Source organism: Desulfosporosinus shakirovi (genome assembly GCF_020595055.1).
Taxonomy (GTDB): domain Bacteria; phylum Bacillota; class Desulfitobacteriia; order Desulfitobacteriales; family Desulfitobacteriaceae; genus Desulfosporosinus; species Desulfosporosinus shakirovi.
This window is the reverse complement of record NZ_JAJDOO010000016.1, coordinates 63,997-79,001: the sequence shown is the minus strand read 5'-3', so window position 1 is coordinate 79,001 and position 15,005 is coordinate 63,997. Positions and strand designations below refer to the sequence as shown.

At 41.7% G+C, this 15,005-nt stretch carries 11 protein-coding genes, 5 tRNA genes and 1 other RNA gene; all 17 read left to right on the top strand.

Annotated features, from left to right (window positions below):
* Positions 1–99: 99 nt before the first annotated feature.
* The 17 genes from pdxS (at position 100) to LJE72_RS14765 (ending at position 15,004) form a co-directional block, all read left to right on the top strand.
* Positions 100–984, top strand: a complete 885-nt coding sequence (gene pdxS, locus LJE72_RS14845) for a pyridoxal 5'-phosphate synthase lyase subunit PdxS (protein ID WP_229248472.1) — start codon at positions 100–102, stop codon at positions 982–984.
* A gap of 2 nt (positions 985–986) precedes the next feature.
* On the top strand, positions 987–1,565 hold the full coding sequence (pdxT, locus tag LJE72_RS14840; protein WP_229248470.1) for a pyridoxal 5'-phosphate synthase glutaminase subunit PdxT: 579 nt from the start codon (positions 987–989) through the stop codon (positions 1,563–1,565).
* 130 nt (positions 1,566–1,695) lie between these two features.
* Positions 1,696–2,961, top strand: coding sequence for a serine--tRNA ligase (gene serS / locus LJE72_RS14835; protein WP_229248468.1), 1,266 nt, complete (start codon positions 1,696–1,698; stop codon positions 2,959–2,961).
* A gap of 111 nt (positions 2,962–3,072) precedes the next feature.
* Positions 3,073–3,162: transfer RNA gene (locus tag LJE72_RS14830), tRNA-Ser, on the top strand.
* Positions 3,163–3,179: 17 nt separating this feature from the next.
* A tRNA-Arg gene (locus LJE72_RS14825) sits at positions 3,180–3,256 on the top strand.
* A 106-nt stretch (positions 3,257–3,362) separates the two neighbouring features.
* Positions 3,363–3,440 (top strand) — tRNA-Arg (locus tag LJE72_RS14820).
* Positions 3,441–3,454: 14 nt separating this feature from the next.
* Positions 3,455–3,901: a tRNA adenosine(34) deaminase TadA gene (gene tadA, locus LJE72_RS14815; protein ID WP_229248466.1), complete on the top strand. Its 447-nt coding sequence runs from the start codon at positions 3,455–3,457 to the stop codon at positions 3,899–3,901.
* Positions 3,902–3,947: 46 nt separating this feature from the next.
* Positions 3,948–4,038: transfer RNA gene (locus LJE72_RS14810), tRNA-Ser, on the top strand.
* 387 nt (positions 4,039–4,425) lie between these two features.
* A tRNA-Ser gene (locus LJE72_RS14805) sits at positions 4,426–4,517 on the top strand.
* Between the two features lie 62 nt (positions 4,518–4,579).
* Positions 4,580–4,845: signal recognition particle sRNA large type (gene ffs, locus LJE72_RS14800), an RNA gene on the top strand.
* Between the two features lie 115 nt (positions 4,846–4,960).
* Positions 4,961–6,616 (top strand): DNA polymerase III subunit gamma/tau, encoded by a 1,656-nt coding sequence (gene dnaX / locus LJE72_RS14795; protein WP_229248465.1) that lies wholly within the window; start codon positions 4,961–4,963, stop codon positions 6,614–6,616.
* Between the two features lie 52 nt (positions 6,617–6,668).
* Complete coding sequence (locus tag LJE72_RS14790; protein ID WP_229248463.1) at positions 6,669–7,013, top strand: YbaB/EbfC family nucleoid-associated protein; 345 nt, start codon at positions 6,669–6,671, stop codon at positions 7,011–7,013.
* Between the two features lie 4 nt (positions 7,014–7,017).
* Positions 7,018–7,614 (top strand): recombination mediator RecR, encoded by a 597-nt coding sequence (gene recR, locus LJE72_RS14785; protein ID WP_229248462.1) that lies wholly within the window; start codon positions 7,018–7,020, stop codon positions 7,612–7,614.
* 403 nt (positions 7,615–8,017) lie between these two features.
* A complete protein-coding gene (nifJ, locus tag LJE72_RS14780) occupies positions 8,018–11,548 on the top strand; it encodes a pyruvate:ferredoxin (flavodoxin) oxidoreductase (RefSeq protein WP_229248461.1) in 3,531 nt (1,176 codons plus the stop codon).
* 264 nt (positions 11,549–11,812) lie between these two features.
* Positions 11,813–12,067: a pro-sigmaK processing inhibitor BofA family protein gene (locus tag LJE72_RS14775; protein WP_229248460.1), complete on the top strand. Its 255-nt coding sequence runs from the start codon at positions 11,813–11,815 to the stop codon at positions 12,065–12,067.
* Between the two features lie 271 nt (positions 12,068–12,338).
* On the top strand, positions 12,339–13,910 hold the full coding sequence (locus LJE72_RS14770) for a spore germination protein (protein ID WP_229248459.1): 1,572 nt from the start codon (positions 12,339–12,341) through the stop codon (positions 13,908–13,910).
* Positions 13,911–13,912: 2 nt separating this feature from the next.
* A complete protein-coding gene (locus LJE72_RS14765; RefSeq protein ID WP_229248458.1) occupies positions 13,913–15,004 on the top strand; it encodes a GerAB/ArcD/ProY family transporter in 1,092 nt (363 codons plus the stop codon).
* The last annotated feature ends 1 nt before the right edge of the window (position 15,005 follow it).

The window sequence follows — 15,005 nt, the reverse complement described above, 5'->3', positions numbered from 1 at the left end:
CAAAATTTGAGCAAGGTGTTACCATGTCTGAGATTCATAGAATATGTTTATATACATAAACTATTGTTTAACAATTTATCTTGAGGAGGAACTATTATAATGACTGATGTTGGCTCATTTAAAGTTAAGACAGGACTTGCAGAAATGCTTAAGGGTGGCGTTATTATGGATGTAACCACTCCTGAGCAGGCAATAATTGCAGAAGAGGCTGGAGCATGTGCTGTAATGGCTTTAGAGCGTGTTCCTTCGGATATTCGTGCAGAAGGTGGAGTTGCACGGATGGCGGATCCCTCAATTATAAAGAACATAATGGCTGTAGTGTCTATTCCAGTCATGGCTAAAGCACGTATTGGGCATTTTGTCGAAGCTCGAATCTTAGAAGCTTTAGGTGCTGATTATATTGATGAGTCTGAAGTATTAACTCCTGCAGACGATTCTTATCATATTAATAAACATGATTTCAAGGTGCCTTTTGTTTGCGGTTGCCGTAATCTTGGCGAAGCATTACGGCGAATAGGAGAAGGAGCCGCCATGATCCGTACCAAAGGAGAACCTGGAACAGGTAATGTAGTTGAAGCGGTTCGGCATATGCGTACCGTAATGAGTGAAATGCGTGCTTTGACATTGATGCCGCAAGAGGAGCTTATGACTGCAGCCAAAGATATGGGTGCTCCCTATGATTTGGTTCTTTATGTGGCGGAACATGGTAAACTTCCCGTCGTTAACTTCGCAGCAGGGGGTATAGCTACACCTGCCGATGCTGCTTTAATGATGCAACTGGGAGTGGATGGTATTTTTGTAGGCTCAGGAATCTTTAAATCAGGTGATCCAAAAGCACGTGCTAAAGCAATTGTTATGGCAACGACCCATTATAAGGATGCAAAATTGCTTGCAGAAATCTCCAAAGATTTAGGACAACCTATGTCGGGAATTGAAATATCTACCCTGACCGAATCTCAGCGTATGCAAGAACGGGGTTGGTAAGAATGAAAAAGCGTGTTGGCGTATTGGCACTGCAAGGTGCTTTTCGCGAGCACCGGCAGGTTTTAGAAAAATTGGGTTGCGATGTTACAGAGGTGCGTAGAACAAGTGATCTTGATGGAATACAGGGTCTTATTATTCCAGGTGGAGAGAGTACAACCATTGGTAAACTCCTGAGAATTGATGAGATAGGTGAAAGAATTAAGGAGCTTGGCGCTAAGGATATGCCAATTTTCGGAACTTGCGCAGGTATGATTCTACTTAGTAAAACTATTGTAGACAGTGATCAGTATCGCTTGAACCTTATGGATACAGTAGTAGAACGAAATGCTTTTGGAAGGCAAGTAGCAAGTTTTGAAACGGATCTCCAAGTACCTGCCTTAGGAGTTAATCCCCTGAGAGCTGTGTTTATTAGAGCACCCTATCTTAAGGAAGTGGCCCCTAACGTAGGTATATTAGCAGAGTATAATGGTAAGATTGTCTTTGTGAGACAAGGAAATTTATTAGCCAGTGCGTTCCATCCGGAACTTACTTCAGATAATAGAGTTCATCAGTATTTTTTAAACATGATTGATGAACATTAAGTTCACTAAGGCGACCGCCAAGCGCCTGAAGGGTCCCTTCTCGCCATCCATGGCTATAGGGACACTCGGCCATCCTTGGCCAGCGCTTGGCGCTAGGCAAGTTTTCTTACAGGCATGGGAGGGTGTTAGTATGTTGGATCTCAAATTTGTTCGTAATAACCCTGAAGCAGTTAAAGAGGCATTAGAAAAGCGTCATGTTTCTATTAGTCTCGACCACTTCTTAAAACAAGAAGAAGAAAGGCGCAAACTGCTTTTTGAAATTGAGACTTTAAAGGCTCGTAGAAATTCGGTTTCTGAAAAAGTTGGGCGTCTCAAGAAAAATGGAGAAGATACTGAAAGTCTCGTTCTAGAAATGCGAGAAGTTGGTCAAACCATTAAAGACTTAGAAGAAACATCAGCGGACATTGTACGAGAGATGGAAAGAGTACTCTATGAAATTCCAAACATACCTCACGCTTCTGTGCCAGTAGGTTTAGACGAAAGTGCCAATCTTCAAGTTCGGGCATGGGGAACTCCTCGAATTTTTGATTTTGAGCCGAAAGCCCATTATGAAGTCGGTGAAAAGTTGGATGTTTTTGATTTTGTCAGAGCTGCTAAGGTTACTGGGGCACGGTTTACCTTTTATAAAGGGTTAGGTGCTAAGCTAGAGCGTTCTCTTATTTCATTTATGCTTGATCGTCACACAAATAGGGGATATACTGAGATACTTCCTCCCTATATGGTCAATCGTGCTTCTATGATGGGGACAGGCCAACTGCCTAAGTTTGAGGATGATGCCTTTAAAATTGTTGGAACAGACTACTTTTTAATTCCTACGGCAGAAGTTCCTGTGACAAATCTCTATCGTGATGAAATATTAGATAGCAGTCAATTGCCAATTCGCCATTGCGCATATAGTTCATGTTTTCGCTCTGAAGCGGGTTCGGCAGGGCGGGATACGAGAGGGCTTATTCGCCAACACCAGTTCAACAAAGTAGAACTGGTCAAGTTCTCACAGCCTGAAAACTCTTATGAGGAACTAGAATTGTTGACGAAGGATGCCGAAAGTATTCTTCAAGAATTAGAACTTCCTTATCGAGTTATGGCATTATCTACGGGAGATCTCGGCTTTACATCTGCTAAAACCTATGATTTAGAGGTATGGTTGCCCAGTTTTAATACCTATAGGGAAATATCTTCTTGCAGCAACTTCGAAGACTTTCAAGCGCGCCGAGCAAATATTCGCTTTCGCAGAGGACCCAAGGATAAGCCAGAGTTTGTCCATACATTAAATGGCAGTGGACTGGCGATTGGACGCACAGTTGCGGCTATTATGGAGAATTATCAGGATCAAGACGGTAGAGTTCGTGTTCCTAAAGTGCTACAGCCTTATATGGGTGTTGAATATATCGGTTGATCAATCAATACTAAGCCCTATATAATTTACAAGTACTACCAAGTACTACCAAGTACTACTAGTTGATATTTTTTGATATATATGATATACTTTTATTCGGTTGTTTTACTTGGAGGGGTGTTCGAGTGGTTTAAGGACCCGGTCTTGAAAACCGGTGACTTCGCAAGGGGTCCGTGGGTTCGAATCCCACCCCCTCCGCCATTAAAGTTTACCATTATGCGTTCGTAGTTCAGCTGGATAGAGCGTCAGACTTCGAATCTGAATGTCGGGGGTTCGAATCCCTCCGAACGCACCATTATTGATGTTCTTGGTTCGATATCCGAGATTCGTATATCGAACTTTTAATCTTTTAAACCGTTCTAGACATTTGATGCTTTAATATTGCTGTTATGTTCTACTATGGCCTCGTAGCTCAGTGGATAGAGCGGGGGTTTCCTAAACCCTGTCTTGCGGAGGTTCGACTCCTCCCGGGGTCACCATAATCGAGGTAATTATGCTTCACCAAGATTGGATGAGTATGGCGCTTGAACAGGCTCAAAAGGCTTTTGAACAAGGAGAAGTTCCGATAGGAGCGGTAGTTGTTTATAACGGTCAACTGATTGCCTTAGCGCATAATGAAAGAGAACAGAAAAATGATCCCACAGCGCATGCTGAGGTTTTAGTAATCCAACGGGCAGCTCAAGTATTAGGAAGTTGGCGATTAACGGATGCAACTTTGTATGTCACATTAGAGCCTTGTCCGATGTGCGCAGGAGCTATCATGCAGTCTCGTTTAAAGCAACTTGTCTATGGAGCGATGGACCTAAAAGGTGGAGCGACAGGTTCAGTTATGAATATCTTAGACTATACTTTATGGAACCATAGGGTTGATGTAGTTGCCGGGGTTTTAGAAGAAGAATGTGCTGACATCTTAAAATCGTTTTTCAGGAGATTGCGCTGAATTTTTAGCGGTATCTTATAGTATAGTTTTAGGTGACGCTATATACGGAGGAGTATCGAAGTGGTCATAACGAGAGCGACTCGAAATCGTTTGACGGTGTGAGCCGTCCGTGGGTTCGAATCCCACCTCCTCCGCCATTACATAAAGAATCGAATGCCTTGGCGGGTGAACGCGAAGGCACTTTTTTGCCTAATTTGGACGTAATAGAAAACGTTTAGGAAGGGAAAACTAAACTGAAATAAAGAGATGTGAAACATAATAAATTTAGTCAAAATCAATTTAATAAGAGTAAATAACTATTAACTGAAGGGTTAACGCTAGATTAATCTTAAGCCTAGCACAGCATGCTATACGATATTTAGGGTAAAAATATTCAGTAATCACCAAAATAGACAAGGAAATTAGGATTATACATATATTTACAGTATTTAGGCATTGACGTGTCCGTCTGTTTGCGATATAATATCTCTTGTTCACTAAATTCATCGAAACGTAATATGTTTTTATAAGTTTAGGGGATATTTGGAGAGGTGGCTGAGTGGTCGAAGGCGCCCGCCTGGAAAGCGGGTACATTGGGCAACCGGTGTCGAGGGTTCAAATCCCTCTCTCTCCGCCATTTTAAAGGTTCTGAGCCAAAGTATTCGACTTAGGCTTTTTATTTTGCTATAATTGATTTAGCCGTACTAGATGGGGAGGTAGCGGTTCCTTGTAACTTGCAGCCCGCTCTAGCAAGATTGAATTCCCGCGAAAGGTCCACGCCTGTGAAGCTGTCTTTGGAAGGCAACGATGAGATTTTGGTCTCACGCAACAGGACACTCCGAACCGTGTCAGATCCTGACGGAAGCAGCACTAAGGAGAGCGTTTTGTGTGCCGTGAGGTTGCCTGAATTGAGTTTTCCCGCCAAGGTAACGTTCGGAGGCGATGGTTCAATCAAGGGTGTACGGCTATTTATTTGAGACAAAGGTGGTCATGTACCATCTTTTTTGGTACTAATTACAAAGTACAAACTGATTTGTTCAGAAATAATATAATACACTCTGTTTATAGAGGGTGAAAAAAATGGCTTATTTAGCACTTTATCGTGAATGGCGTCCAAAACTATTTAGAGACATAGTAGGACAAGAACATATTACTAAGACCTTGCTTAATGCTCTGAAACAAGAGAAAATCGCTCATGCGTATTTATTCAGCGGCCCGAGAGGTACGGGTAAAACGACTGCTGCAAAAATCCTAGCTAAGGCTATAAACTGCGAACAGCGGGATGGTGAAGAACCCTGTAATCAATGCTCTTCCTGTATCAGTATTGACCAAGGTTCGGCCATGGAGGTTTTTGAAATTGATGCTGCTTCAAACCGAGGTATTAATGAAATCAGAGATTTGCGAGAGAATATTAAACTTAGTTCGATAAAAGGGAAACATAAGGTTTATATTATAGATGAAGTACATATGTTGACGACAGAGGCGTTTAATGCCTTGTTAAAGACCTTAGAAGAACCTCCTCCGCAGGTTGTTTTTATTTTAGCCACTACAGAAGTGCAAAAAATTCCTTTAACAATCTTGTCACGCGTACAACGTTTTGAATTTCATCGGATTCAAGTTAAAGATATCCAAAAGCGGCTAACTGAAGTATGTACGTCTTTAAAGCGACAAGTTAATTCAAGTGCTCTAGTCGTGATTGCCCAGAAGTCTGAAGGAGGACTTCGAGATGCCCTAAGTATCCTTGATCAATGTCTTCTCCAGGATGATCCAATTGGAGTAGAAGAGGTGTATCTGGTACTGGGAATGGTTGGGGAGACCTATAGTTCTCGCTTAGTGGATGAACTGGTTTCTGGCGATTATGGTAAATGTTTAAACTTTTTATCTGAAGGTATCCAACAGGGACGAGATCCCCGGCAGATTATTAGAGAGCTCTTAGATTATCTGCGCCAAATGTTGTTAACAGCCTCAACAGGAGAAACTCCTTTGGTAGCACCCCATATTCAAGATTGTTTAATTAAACAGAGTGGACAAATTGGAATTTCCCAAATTCTGCACTGGATTTCTATACTGTTACAAGGAGAAGGGCAACTTAAATATGCATCTAATGCTCGATTAGCTGCCGAACTCTTATTGGTTCAGACTATTCATGAAAGTCAACCTGTAACATTTAATGGGCAGGAAGAGATTTTAAAGCGGCTGTCTGCCATTGAACAACAGATAAAAAATGTACCTGTAGTTAGTAAAGAAAATCCAGACGTGAAACCGCTTGTCAGTTCTAAAAGGGGTGGAGTAAATACACGAAACGCCGCAGTTAAAACTGTTGAATCAGGGAACACTATAATCGATAAAAACACTTCAACAGATAATGCGCTTAACTTAAGTATAGAAGGTATCCAAGCGCGTTGGAATGATGTTACGGATCAGGTCAAAAGACTCAAAAAGTCTACTCAAGCCTTTTTGATGGAAGGAAAACCAGCCCAACTTAAGGGTAATACATTGATAATTCTATTCCGCGAAGGTTGTTCCTTTCACAAGGATAAAGTTAATCAAGTTGAGAATAAACAGACCATTGAGGAAGTCCTCAAACAAATATTTGGTACTGCCTTAATAATACAAAATCACATGGAAAATGAATTTGAAACTATTGAGAGCAGAGACTTAAAAAGTCAAGAGCAGGCTTTAATAAACAAGGCTAAGGACATGTTCGGTCCAGATCTAGTGGTGGTTAGAGAATAAGAGTGATTAAAGTAAAGCTTAGAATAAGCAAAGATGGGAAGTGTTTTTAAAAATGGCAGGTTTCAAAGGAATGGGCGGCGGTATGGGTGGTAATATGAGCCAGATGTTAAAACAGGCTCAAAAAATGCAAGAAGATATGGCAAAAATGCAAGAAGAACTTCAAACTAAAACTGTAGATGCTTCTTCCGGGGGAGGAATGGTTCAAGTAGTAGTGAGTGGGAAGATGGAGTTGGTTGAGTTAAAGATCAAACCGGAAGCTGTCGACCCTGAAGACGTGGAAATGCTGGAAGATCTTATAAAAGCAGCCTTAAACGAAGGCTTAAGGAAAGCACAAGAAATGACTAGTAACGAAATGGGCAAATTGACCGGTGGTTTAAAAATCCCCGGGTTATTCTAGGTCTATGGATTTTTTGAAATACCCACAGCCTTTAGCGGATCTCATAAGCAGCTTAGCCCGTTTACCTGGGATTGGACCTAAAACAGCTGGGCGGTTAGCCTTTTACCTTCTTCAACAACCTCAAATTTCTGATGATTTAGCAAGAGCTATTGTAATAGCTAACCGAGATATAAGGAAATGCTCAATTTGTTCAAACTTTACGGACCAAGATCCCTGCGCGATTTGCAATAATACGCAAAGAGATCAAACCGCTCTCTGCGTTGTTGAACATCCTAGAGATGTAGTTTCCTTGGAGAAAACCAGGGAGTTTAAAGGAGTATACCATGTACTCCACGGTGTGCTTTCCCCCATGGATGGCATTGGACCGGAGCAGTTGACTATAAAGCAACTTTTAAAACGTTTAGAGGGCATCAAAGAAGTTGTTATGGCTATGAATCCCACCGTGGAAGGGGAAGCCACGGCATTATATTTAGCACGCTTGCTAAAGCCAATGGGAATAAGGGTATCCCGAATAGCGCACGGTTTACCTGTGGGTGGAGATTTGGAATATGCCGATGAGATTACAATTGCCCGGGCATTAGAAGGCAGAAGAGATTTATAAGAAACTAAATGAGACCTTCAATTGTGTCAACTGATCCAAGGATTAACGCCATTAATCATCTGCTTAAAAAGCGGAAAGTTAGTGGCGTTAACTATTAAAAATATCAGCCAGGAATAGCGGGGTATTTGTGAAAAACTAAACTTGTCAGATATAGATTTTATTATTGACCGGTATAATAATAAAAGATATACTGTGTCAAAGGGGAACTATTCGGGGCAAGGCCTGAATGTGTTCCCTCAGCCTATTTCTGTGCCAGTTTTACAAACATTCAATCTTTTCAAGGCCTGAATTTCTCTTCCTTAACTTGCTTAATGGAATTGAAAGAGGGATTGCCATAAGTAGGATTACTTAACTATGAGTCCCAAAAAATTAAATTAATCACATAATTAGGAGGAGAAAAATTATGGCTAAAATGAAGACTATGGATGGGAACGAGGCGGCCGCTCACGCTTCATATGCGTTTACTGAGGTTGCTACTATCTTCCCTATCACTCCATCATCGACGATGGCCGAATTAGTTGACGAGTGGGCTGCTCATGGACGAAAAAACGTTTTTGGACAAACAGTGAAAGTTGTAGAGATGCAATCTGAGGCAGGAGCCGCAGGTGCAGTTCATGGATCACTGCAGGCAGGGGCTTTAACAACTACATACACGGCTTCACAAGGCTTACTTTTAATGATTCCTAACATGTATAAAATTGCTGGGGAACTTTTGCCTTGTGTATTCCATGTAAGCGCTCGTGCTTTAGCAACCCATGCACTATCTATTTTTGGTGATCATCAAGACGTCATGTCCGTACGTGCTACAGGATTTGCTCAACTTTCATCTCATAATGTGCAAGAAGCTTTAGACTTAGGTTATATTGCTCACTTAGCGACTGTTAAATCCAGAGTTCCGTTTCTTCATTTTTTTGATGGATTCCGGACCTCTCATGAAATTCAAAAAATTGAAGTGCCAGAATATGAAGAGGTTGCTAAACTCTTAGATATGGATGCAGTTCAAGCTTTCCGCGATGCGTCTTTGAATCCTGAACGTCCTGTACTTCGTGGAACGGCTCAAAATCCTGATGTATATTTCCAAGGTCGAGAAGCTTCTAATCGTTTTTATGATGTTATACCAGACATGGTTGAACATTATATGCAAGAATATAAAAAACTTACTGGCCGTGAATATCATCCATTCCAATATTATGGTGCAGAAGATGCAGAGTATGTTATTGTGGCCATGGGCTCGATCTGTGATACGATTGAAGAAACTATCGATTATCTTGTTGCCAGAGGAGAAAAAGTCGGCGTTGTTAAGGTTCACTTATATCGTCCGTTCTCCAGTGATTACTTCTTTAAAGTATTGCCTAAATCCGTTAAGAAAATTGCAGTTCTTGATCGTACCAAAGAACCCGGAGCTAATGGAGAACCACTTTATCTGGATGTAAAGGATATTTTCTACTCCAACGATATGAAACCTGTGATTGTCGGCGGTCGTTATGGTTTAGGGTCTAAAGATACGACTCCTTCACAAGTCCTCGCTGTTTACAAAAACCTTAAGTCTGAAAGCCCGAGAAATGGTTTTACCATTGGTATAGTGGATGACGTGACTAATAAATCATTGTTAGAGGACGAAATCATTGATACTGCTCCAGAAGGGACAATTTCCTGTAAATTCTGGGGTCTGGGTGCTGACGGTACTGTCGGTGCTAATAAACAAGCGATTAAGATTATTGGAGATCACACCAAGCTTTATGCACAAGCTTATTTCCAATATGACAGTAAAAAATCCGGTGGAATTACAGTTTCCCATGTTCGCTTTGGTAAAAAGCAAATTAAATCCCCTTATTATGTGACCGGTACGAATTATATTGCATGTCATAACCAAACTTATGTCTACCAATATAATCTTTTAAAAGGCCTTAAACAAGGCGGCAATTTTGTTTTGAATTGTCAGTGGACTCCAGAGGAACTGGAAGAAAAACTCCCTGCTTCAATGAAACAGGCCTTGGCGAAAACCAAAGCTAACTTCTACATCATTGATGCTGTATCAATTGCTCGCAAAATCGGTCTTGGTTCCCGCATTAACATGGTCATGCAAGCTGCTTTCTTTAAGCTTGCCAACGTCATTCCTGTCGAAGAGGCTGTCAACTACCTTAAAACCTCCGTTGTAAAAACCTATGGTAAAAAGGGTCAAAATATTGTTGATATGAATACAGCGGCTATTGATCTTGGAGTATCTTCCCTCGTTAAAGTTGAAGTACCTGCTGCTTGGGAAAATGGTGACAACGCACAAACACAAGCGGCTGCGGCTGTTGAAGAACCAGATTTCATCAAGAACATTCTTCGTCCAATGAATGCCTTAGAAGGAGACAGCCTCCCGGTAAGTACGTTTGCAGGACGTGAAGACGGAACTTTCCCAGTGGGAACTGCTAGTTTCGAAAAACGCGGTATTGCCGTTATCGTTCCAGAATGGCAGATCGAAAATTGTATCCAATGTAACCAATGTTCTTATGTATGTCCGCATGCAGCGATTCGTCCGTTCTTAATTGATGAAGCAGAAGCAAAAAATGCTCCTGAAACTTTTGTGGGTAAGAAAGCAATAGGTAAAGAAGCAGCAGGTTTGCAATTCCGTATGCAAGTGAGTACGTTGGATTGCACAGGGTGCGGAAACTGTGTTGAAGTTTGCCCAGCTAAAGAAAAGGCTCTTATTATGAAATCAGCGGCAGAGCAAATGGAACAACAAACTAAGAACTGGGAGTATGCCATTAATCTTAAAAACAAGAGCAAGCTTTTCGATGTAACGACCGTAAAAGGCAGCCAGTTTGCTCAACCGTTATTAGAGTTTAACGGTTCGTGCCCAGGATGCGGTGAGACTGCCTACGTTAAACTTATCACCCAACTTTATGGTGAGCGCATGATGATTTCCAATGCTACCGGCTGTAGCTCTATCTGGGGCGGCAGTGCTCCATCAGTGCCATATACCATGAACCAAGAAGGCAAAGGACCCAGCTGGGCTAACTCCTTATTTGAAGACAATGCTGAGTTTGGCTATGGTATGTATTTGGGCGTTCGCCAACAACGCGAAAAACTCCTTGATTTGATGAAGCAAGCCCTCGAAATGGAGATTAGTTTAGAGTTAAAAGAATCATTCCAAGAGTGGATTGCGGGTTGGGACGATGCTGACGCTTCTAAAGCTGCGACTGCTAAGATCCTTGCAGGTCTCATCGGCTACGCAGGAGATAACGAAGTCCTCGCTGAAATCAATGCTAAGAAAGATCATCTTATCAAAAAATCCCAATGGATCCTCGGTGGAGACGGTTGGGCTTATGATATTGGATTTGGTGGCTTAGACCATGTCCTAGCTTCTGGAGACGACGTGAATATATTTGTTATGGATACCGAAGTATACTCCAATACTGGAGGACAATCCTCCAAGTCTACTCCTCGTGCAGCAGTAGCTAAATTTGCTGCTGCAGGGAAGAAGATTCGTAAGAAAGACCTTGGCATGATTGCCATGAGCTATGGATATGTTTATGTTGCGCAGATTGCCTTAGGTTCTAACATGGCTCAAACGATTAAAGTTATTAAAGAAGCGGAAGCTTATAAAGGACCTTCCTTGATCATCGCTTATGCTCCGTGTATCAATCATGGTCTAAAAGCTGGTATGACGAAGAGTGTCCAAGAGCAGAAGAAAGCAGTTGATGCTGGTTATTGGCACCTTTATCATTACAATCCAGATTTGATTGATCAAGGTAAGAATCCATTTAGCTTAGATTCCAAGGAGCCGAGTGCCTCATTCCGTGACTTCATCATGGGAGAAGTTCGTTACTCTTCCTTGCTGAACACTTTCCCGGAAAGTGCAGAGGAACTGTTCGAAGGCGCTGAAAAGTATGCTAAGGTGCGTTATGAATCCTACAAACGTTTAGCTGACCAAAAGTGGGACTAAGAAATAGTAAACATGTAGCATAGATCGTTACACTCCAAGAGAGCAGGCAAAATCCTGCTCTCTTTTGTTCTGTTTCGGTGGTAGATTCCTCCACCGAAGTCTCGATATTTAGCTTTAGCTGAAAAGGTTCACTATCACCTCGAACATTCTTATTCGGATTTTTGCTCAGCGCATAAAGCGACTAAGGAAACATAACGATTGGTTGGTTCTACTTTGTCCTTGCGAGCATATGATGTACTATGCTTTAGGCAAAGGAGGATTTTCATGACCTTTGTTTTTTTGGGACTATTTGTAATTTTATTGGCGTTGATTGTACGTTCTTCATTAGGACAACCTCGATTAATTCTAAAAGTCCTAATACATACTTTAGGGGGAATTGTTGGGCTGTGGCTTTTTAACTTAATACTAAATGTCATTGGATTAGATATCCCGATTAATCTCTTTACAATATTAATTGTAGGATTGCTGGGCTTTCCTGGTGTTTTGGCTTTATTAGTATTACAGTTGCTTGGAATTTAGACGTCTTGCGTTTTTACCTAAAAATTTCACTATGAACAAGTATATAATTTACGGAAAGAATCAGAGAGTGTATGGGGGACTACTTACTGTAGTTCCCCATTTTTTTATCAAAGTTACCAAAGGGCTAGAAACTTAAATACGAATGCAGAAGAATTATTGGTTGATAAAAACAGGGAGAAGGGGGTTAGGTTATACGTAATAAGGAAGAGAACTAAAAACTGACGAATAATCAACTCGTTGTCGGACAAAATAAGCTATCGGAGGGAGTAACATGGGCAGTTGGATGAAAATGATCAAAGAACTTACCATTCGTCCGAAGGGAGAGCGGCAGATAAGGAAGTCTCCCGCGTATTCGTTTGACGAGGACCTAAAAAAGCCTTTATCAGGACAAACAGTAAAGGAGATTTTATCTAAGAGTAGCGATGTCGTCTTCCGGGAGTTTTTCCTCCAAGGGAAAGACCGTATTCCCTGTATGTTAGCAGCAGTAGATGGCCTAGTTGATAAGAATCTACTGGACCAATTCATTCTAACACCACTCATGGTGGATTTGGCAAGGCATCCAGAATTAACACAAGTGACATTATCTAATGTTGTGGATAAAACACTTCAAAGTTTACTCCCTGGTCTAGAGATTAAAAAAATATCTAAGATGAGAGAAGCTGTTGATGCCATCTTATCAGGTGATTCAGTAATTTTCTTCGGCAACTTGACGGAAGCTATTGTTGTTGGTGCAAGGGGATGGGCTAATCGCGGCGTTGCTGAACCAATCACAGAATCAATCGTCAAAGGACCACGTGAGGGATTTTCAGAAACGCTTCGAATTAACACCTCACTTTTGCGGCGCAAGATTAAACACCCCTCCTTACGGATTATCTCTCTAAAACTTGGAGATATGACGAATACTGATCTTGTAATTACCTATATTGAGAAAATAGCAAGTCCAGATATCGTCTCGGAAGTTTTAAAGAGGCTGAGCAAAATTAAGATGGATGCCATGCTAGGGAATGGATATATAGAGGAAATGATTGAGGATAATCCCTATTCTCCCTTTCCTCAAATCTCCTTCACGGAGCGTCCAGATGTTCTAGCAGGAAAGCTTTTAGAAGGGAAAGTGGGCATTATTGTCGACGGAACTCCCATAGTGCTTGTGGTACCAGCAATATTAACGCAGTTTCTAAATGTGAATGAAGATTACTATCAAAGGGCCATGGTTGCCATCCTTTCACGTTTTGTAAGGTATGTAGGAGCATTTATGGCCATTGTTGCCCCTAGCGTTTATATTGCAGTGACGACGTTTCATCAGGAAATTATTCCAACAGATCTTCTCATGAGTATATCGGCAGGCCGACAAGGAGTGCCCTTTCCAGCCCTTCTCGAGGCTTTAACAATGACGGTCGTTTTAGAAATATTGCAGGAAGCAGGGCTTCGCCTACCAAAACCGATTGGGCAAACGATAGGGATTGTTGGGGCACTTATTATCGGTGAAGCAGCAGTGACCGCCGGCCTAGTCAGCCCTCTGATGGTTATAATCATTGGATTGACAGCTGTAGCTAGCTATGCAGTTCCAACCTTCGATTTGAGTCTTGCAGTCCGGCTTATTCGATTTCCACTCATGATTTTGGCAGGCGTTCTCGGCTTTTTTGGGGTAACTGTGGGTCTTTATGTAATATTAATTCACCTGTTAGGCCTTCGTTCATTCGGAGTGCCATACACTAGTCCAATAGCCCCGTTGCGTATTCGGGCCTTGTTGCAGGATACGTTTGTTCGGGCTCCATGGTGGGCGTTAAAGCGTCGTCCTCAACTTATGGACGTAGAGGATCCCAGACCAAATGGGAAGGGGTAACAATGGAAAGGATTTCACCACATCAATTTACAACCCTAGGAGCGGCCGTAATTTTGGGTACAACATTTCTCCCCGTAGCATCGATAGTGACCGGAGTTGGCGGTCGAGATGGCTGGATGAGTGTTTTACCAGGATTTGCAGTGGGGATTCCCTATTGTTTAATGATATTTTCCCTTTCGGAACAGTATCCTCGCAAAAACTTATTACAAATTTCGGCAACAGTTTTTGGAAAATGGATAGGAAATTTCATAGGTTTAATTTATATATTAATTGTCGCTTATCTTGGAGGCTTGTTGCTGGGACAAGTCGGAGATATTTATCAGGTTTCGATTATGCCCTTAACTCCTCTCTGGGTGTTCTTCCTGGGCGGGATCTTTCTTGTTTTGTACCTGGTAAAGTCTGGAATTGAAGTGTTTGCCCGTTTTTCCGAGGTAGTCTTTCCACTGATCGTAATCGCATTGCTTTTAAATGTTGGACTTTCTATACCTAGAATTGAACAAGGGGAACTTCTGCCTATTTTGAGCGAGGGATTTAAGCCAATCTTTCTGGGAACAAGAAAAATAATGCCTTTTGTGATGACCTATATGCTCTTTCTAGCAGGAGTTATTGCTTTTCTCCCCACGGGGAAGCAAGAGCTTAGTCAACTAAAAAAGGGAGTCTGGCGAATTATTTTCTTGGTGGGTATCCTAGACACTTTAGTAGTCTTAATTCAATTGCTTGTTTTTGGACCAGCAGAGACCATTCGCTTGGTATATGGCCTGCTTGTTTTAGGGAAATTGGTGGAAGTAAGCAGGACGGTTGCTGGAGTCGAATCTTTATTTTTGGGTGTTTGGCTTGCTGCGGCGATCATTAAAATAGGTTCTCTTTTCTTCTCAGTAATTTGGGGTTTAGAAAGTGTCTTTGGGTTGAAGGGAGTAAAATGGAGACATGCAATAGCGGTCGTATTTTTAGGAATCTCTTTCAGGTTTATAAGGGGACCCTCTTTAATTACAGAAATTGGGCTTGTTGACGAGTATCTGATTATGCCCTTTGTAGCTCTTTGGATACCTATTCTTTGGGGAGTCTCGCGCTGGAAGAGGGGAGCTGGTAATTGAC

Coding starts and splice junctions, on each gene's coding strand:
- pdxS (WP_229248472.1), top strand. CDS start 100: ATGACTGATGTTGGCTCATTTAAAGTTAAGACAGGACTTGCAGAAATG.
- pdxT (WP_229248470.1), top strand. CDS start 987: ATGAAAAAGCGTGTTGGCGTATTGGCACTGCAAGGTGCTTTTCGCGAG.
- serS (WP_229248468.1), top strand. CDS start 1,696: ATGTTGGATCTCAAATTTGTTCGTAATAACCCTGAAGCAGTTAAAGAG.
- tadA (WP_229248466.1), top strand. CDS start 3,455: ATGCTTCACCAAGATTGGATGAGTATGGCGCTTGAACAGGCTCAAAAG.
- dnaX (WP_229248465.1), top strand. CDS start 4,961: ATGGCTTATTTAGCACTTTATCGTGAATGGCGTCCAAAACTATTTAGA.
- LJE72_RS14790 (WP_229248463.1), top strand. CDS start 6,669: ATGGCAGGTTTCAAAGGAATGGGCGGCGGTATGGGTGGTAATATGAGC.
- recR (WP_229248462.1), top strand. CDS start 7,018: ATGGATTTTTTGAAATACCCACAGCCTTTAGCGGATCTCATAAGCAGC.
- nifJ (WP_229248461.1), top strand. CDS start 8,018: ATGGCTAAAATGAAGACTATGGATGGGAACGAGGCGGCCGCTCACGCT.
- LJE72_RS14775 (WP_229248460.1), top strand. CDS start 11,813: ATGACCTTTGTTTTTTTGGGACTATTTGTAATTTTATTGGCGTTGATT.
- LJE72_RS14770 (WP_229248459.1), top strand. CDS start 12,339: ATGGGCAGTTGGATGAAAATGATCAAAGAACTTACCATTCGTCCGAAG.
- LJE72_RS14765 (WP_229248458.1), top strand. CDS start 13,913: ATGGAAAGGATTTCACCACATCAATTTACAACCCTAGGAGCGGCCGTA.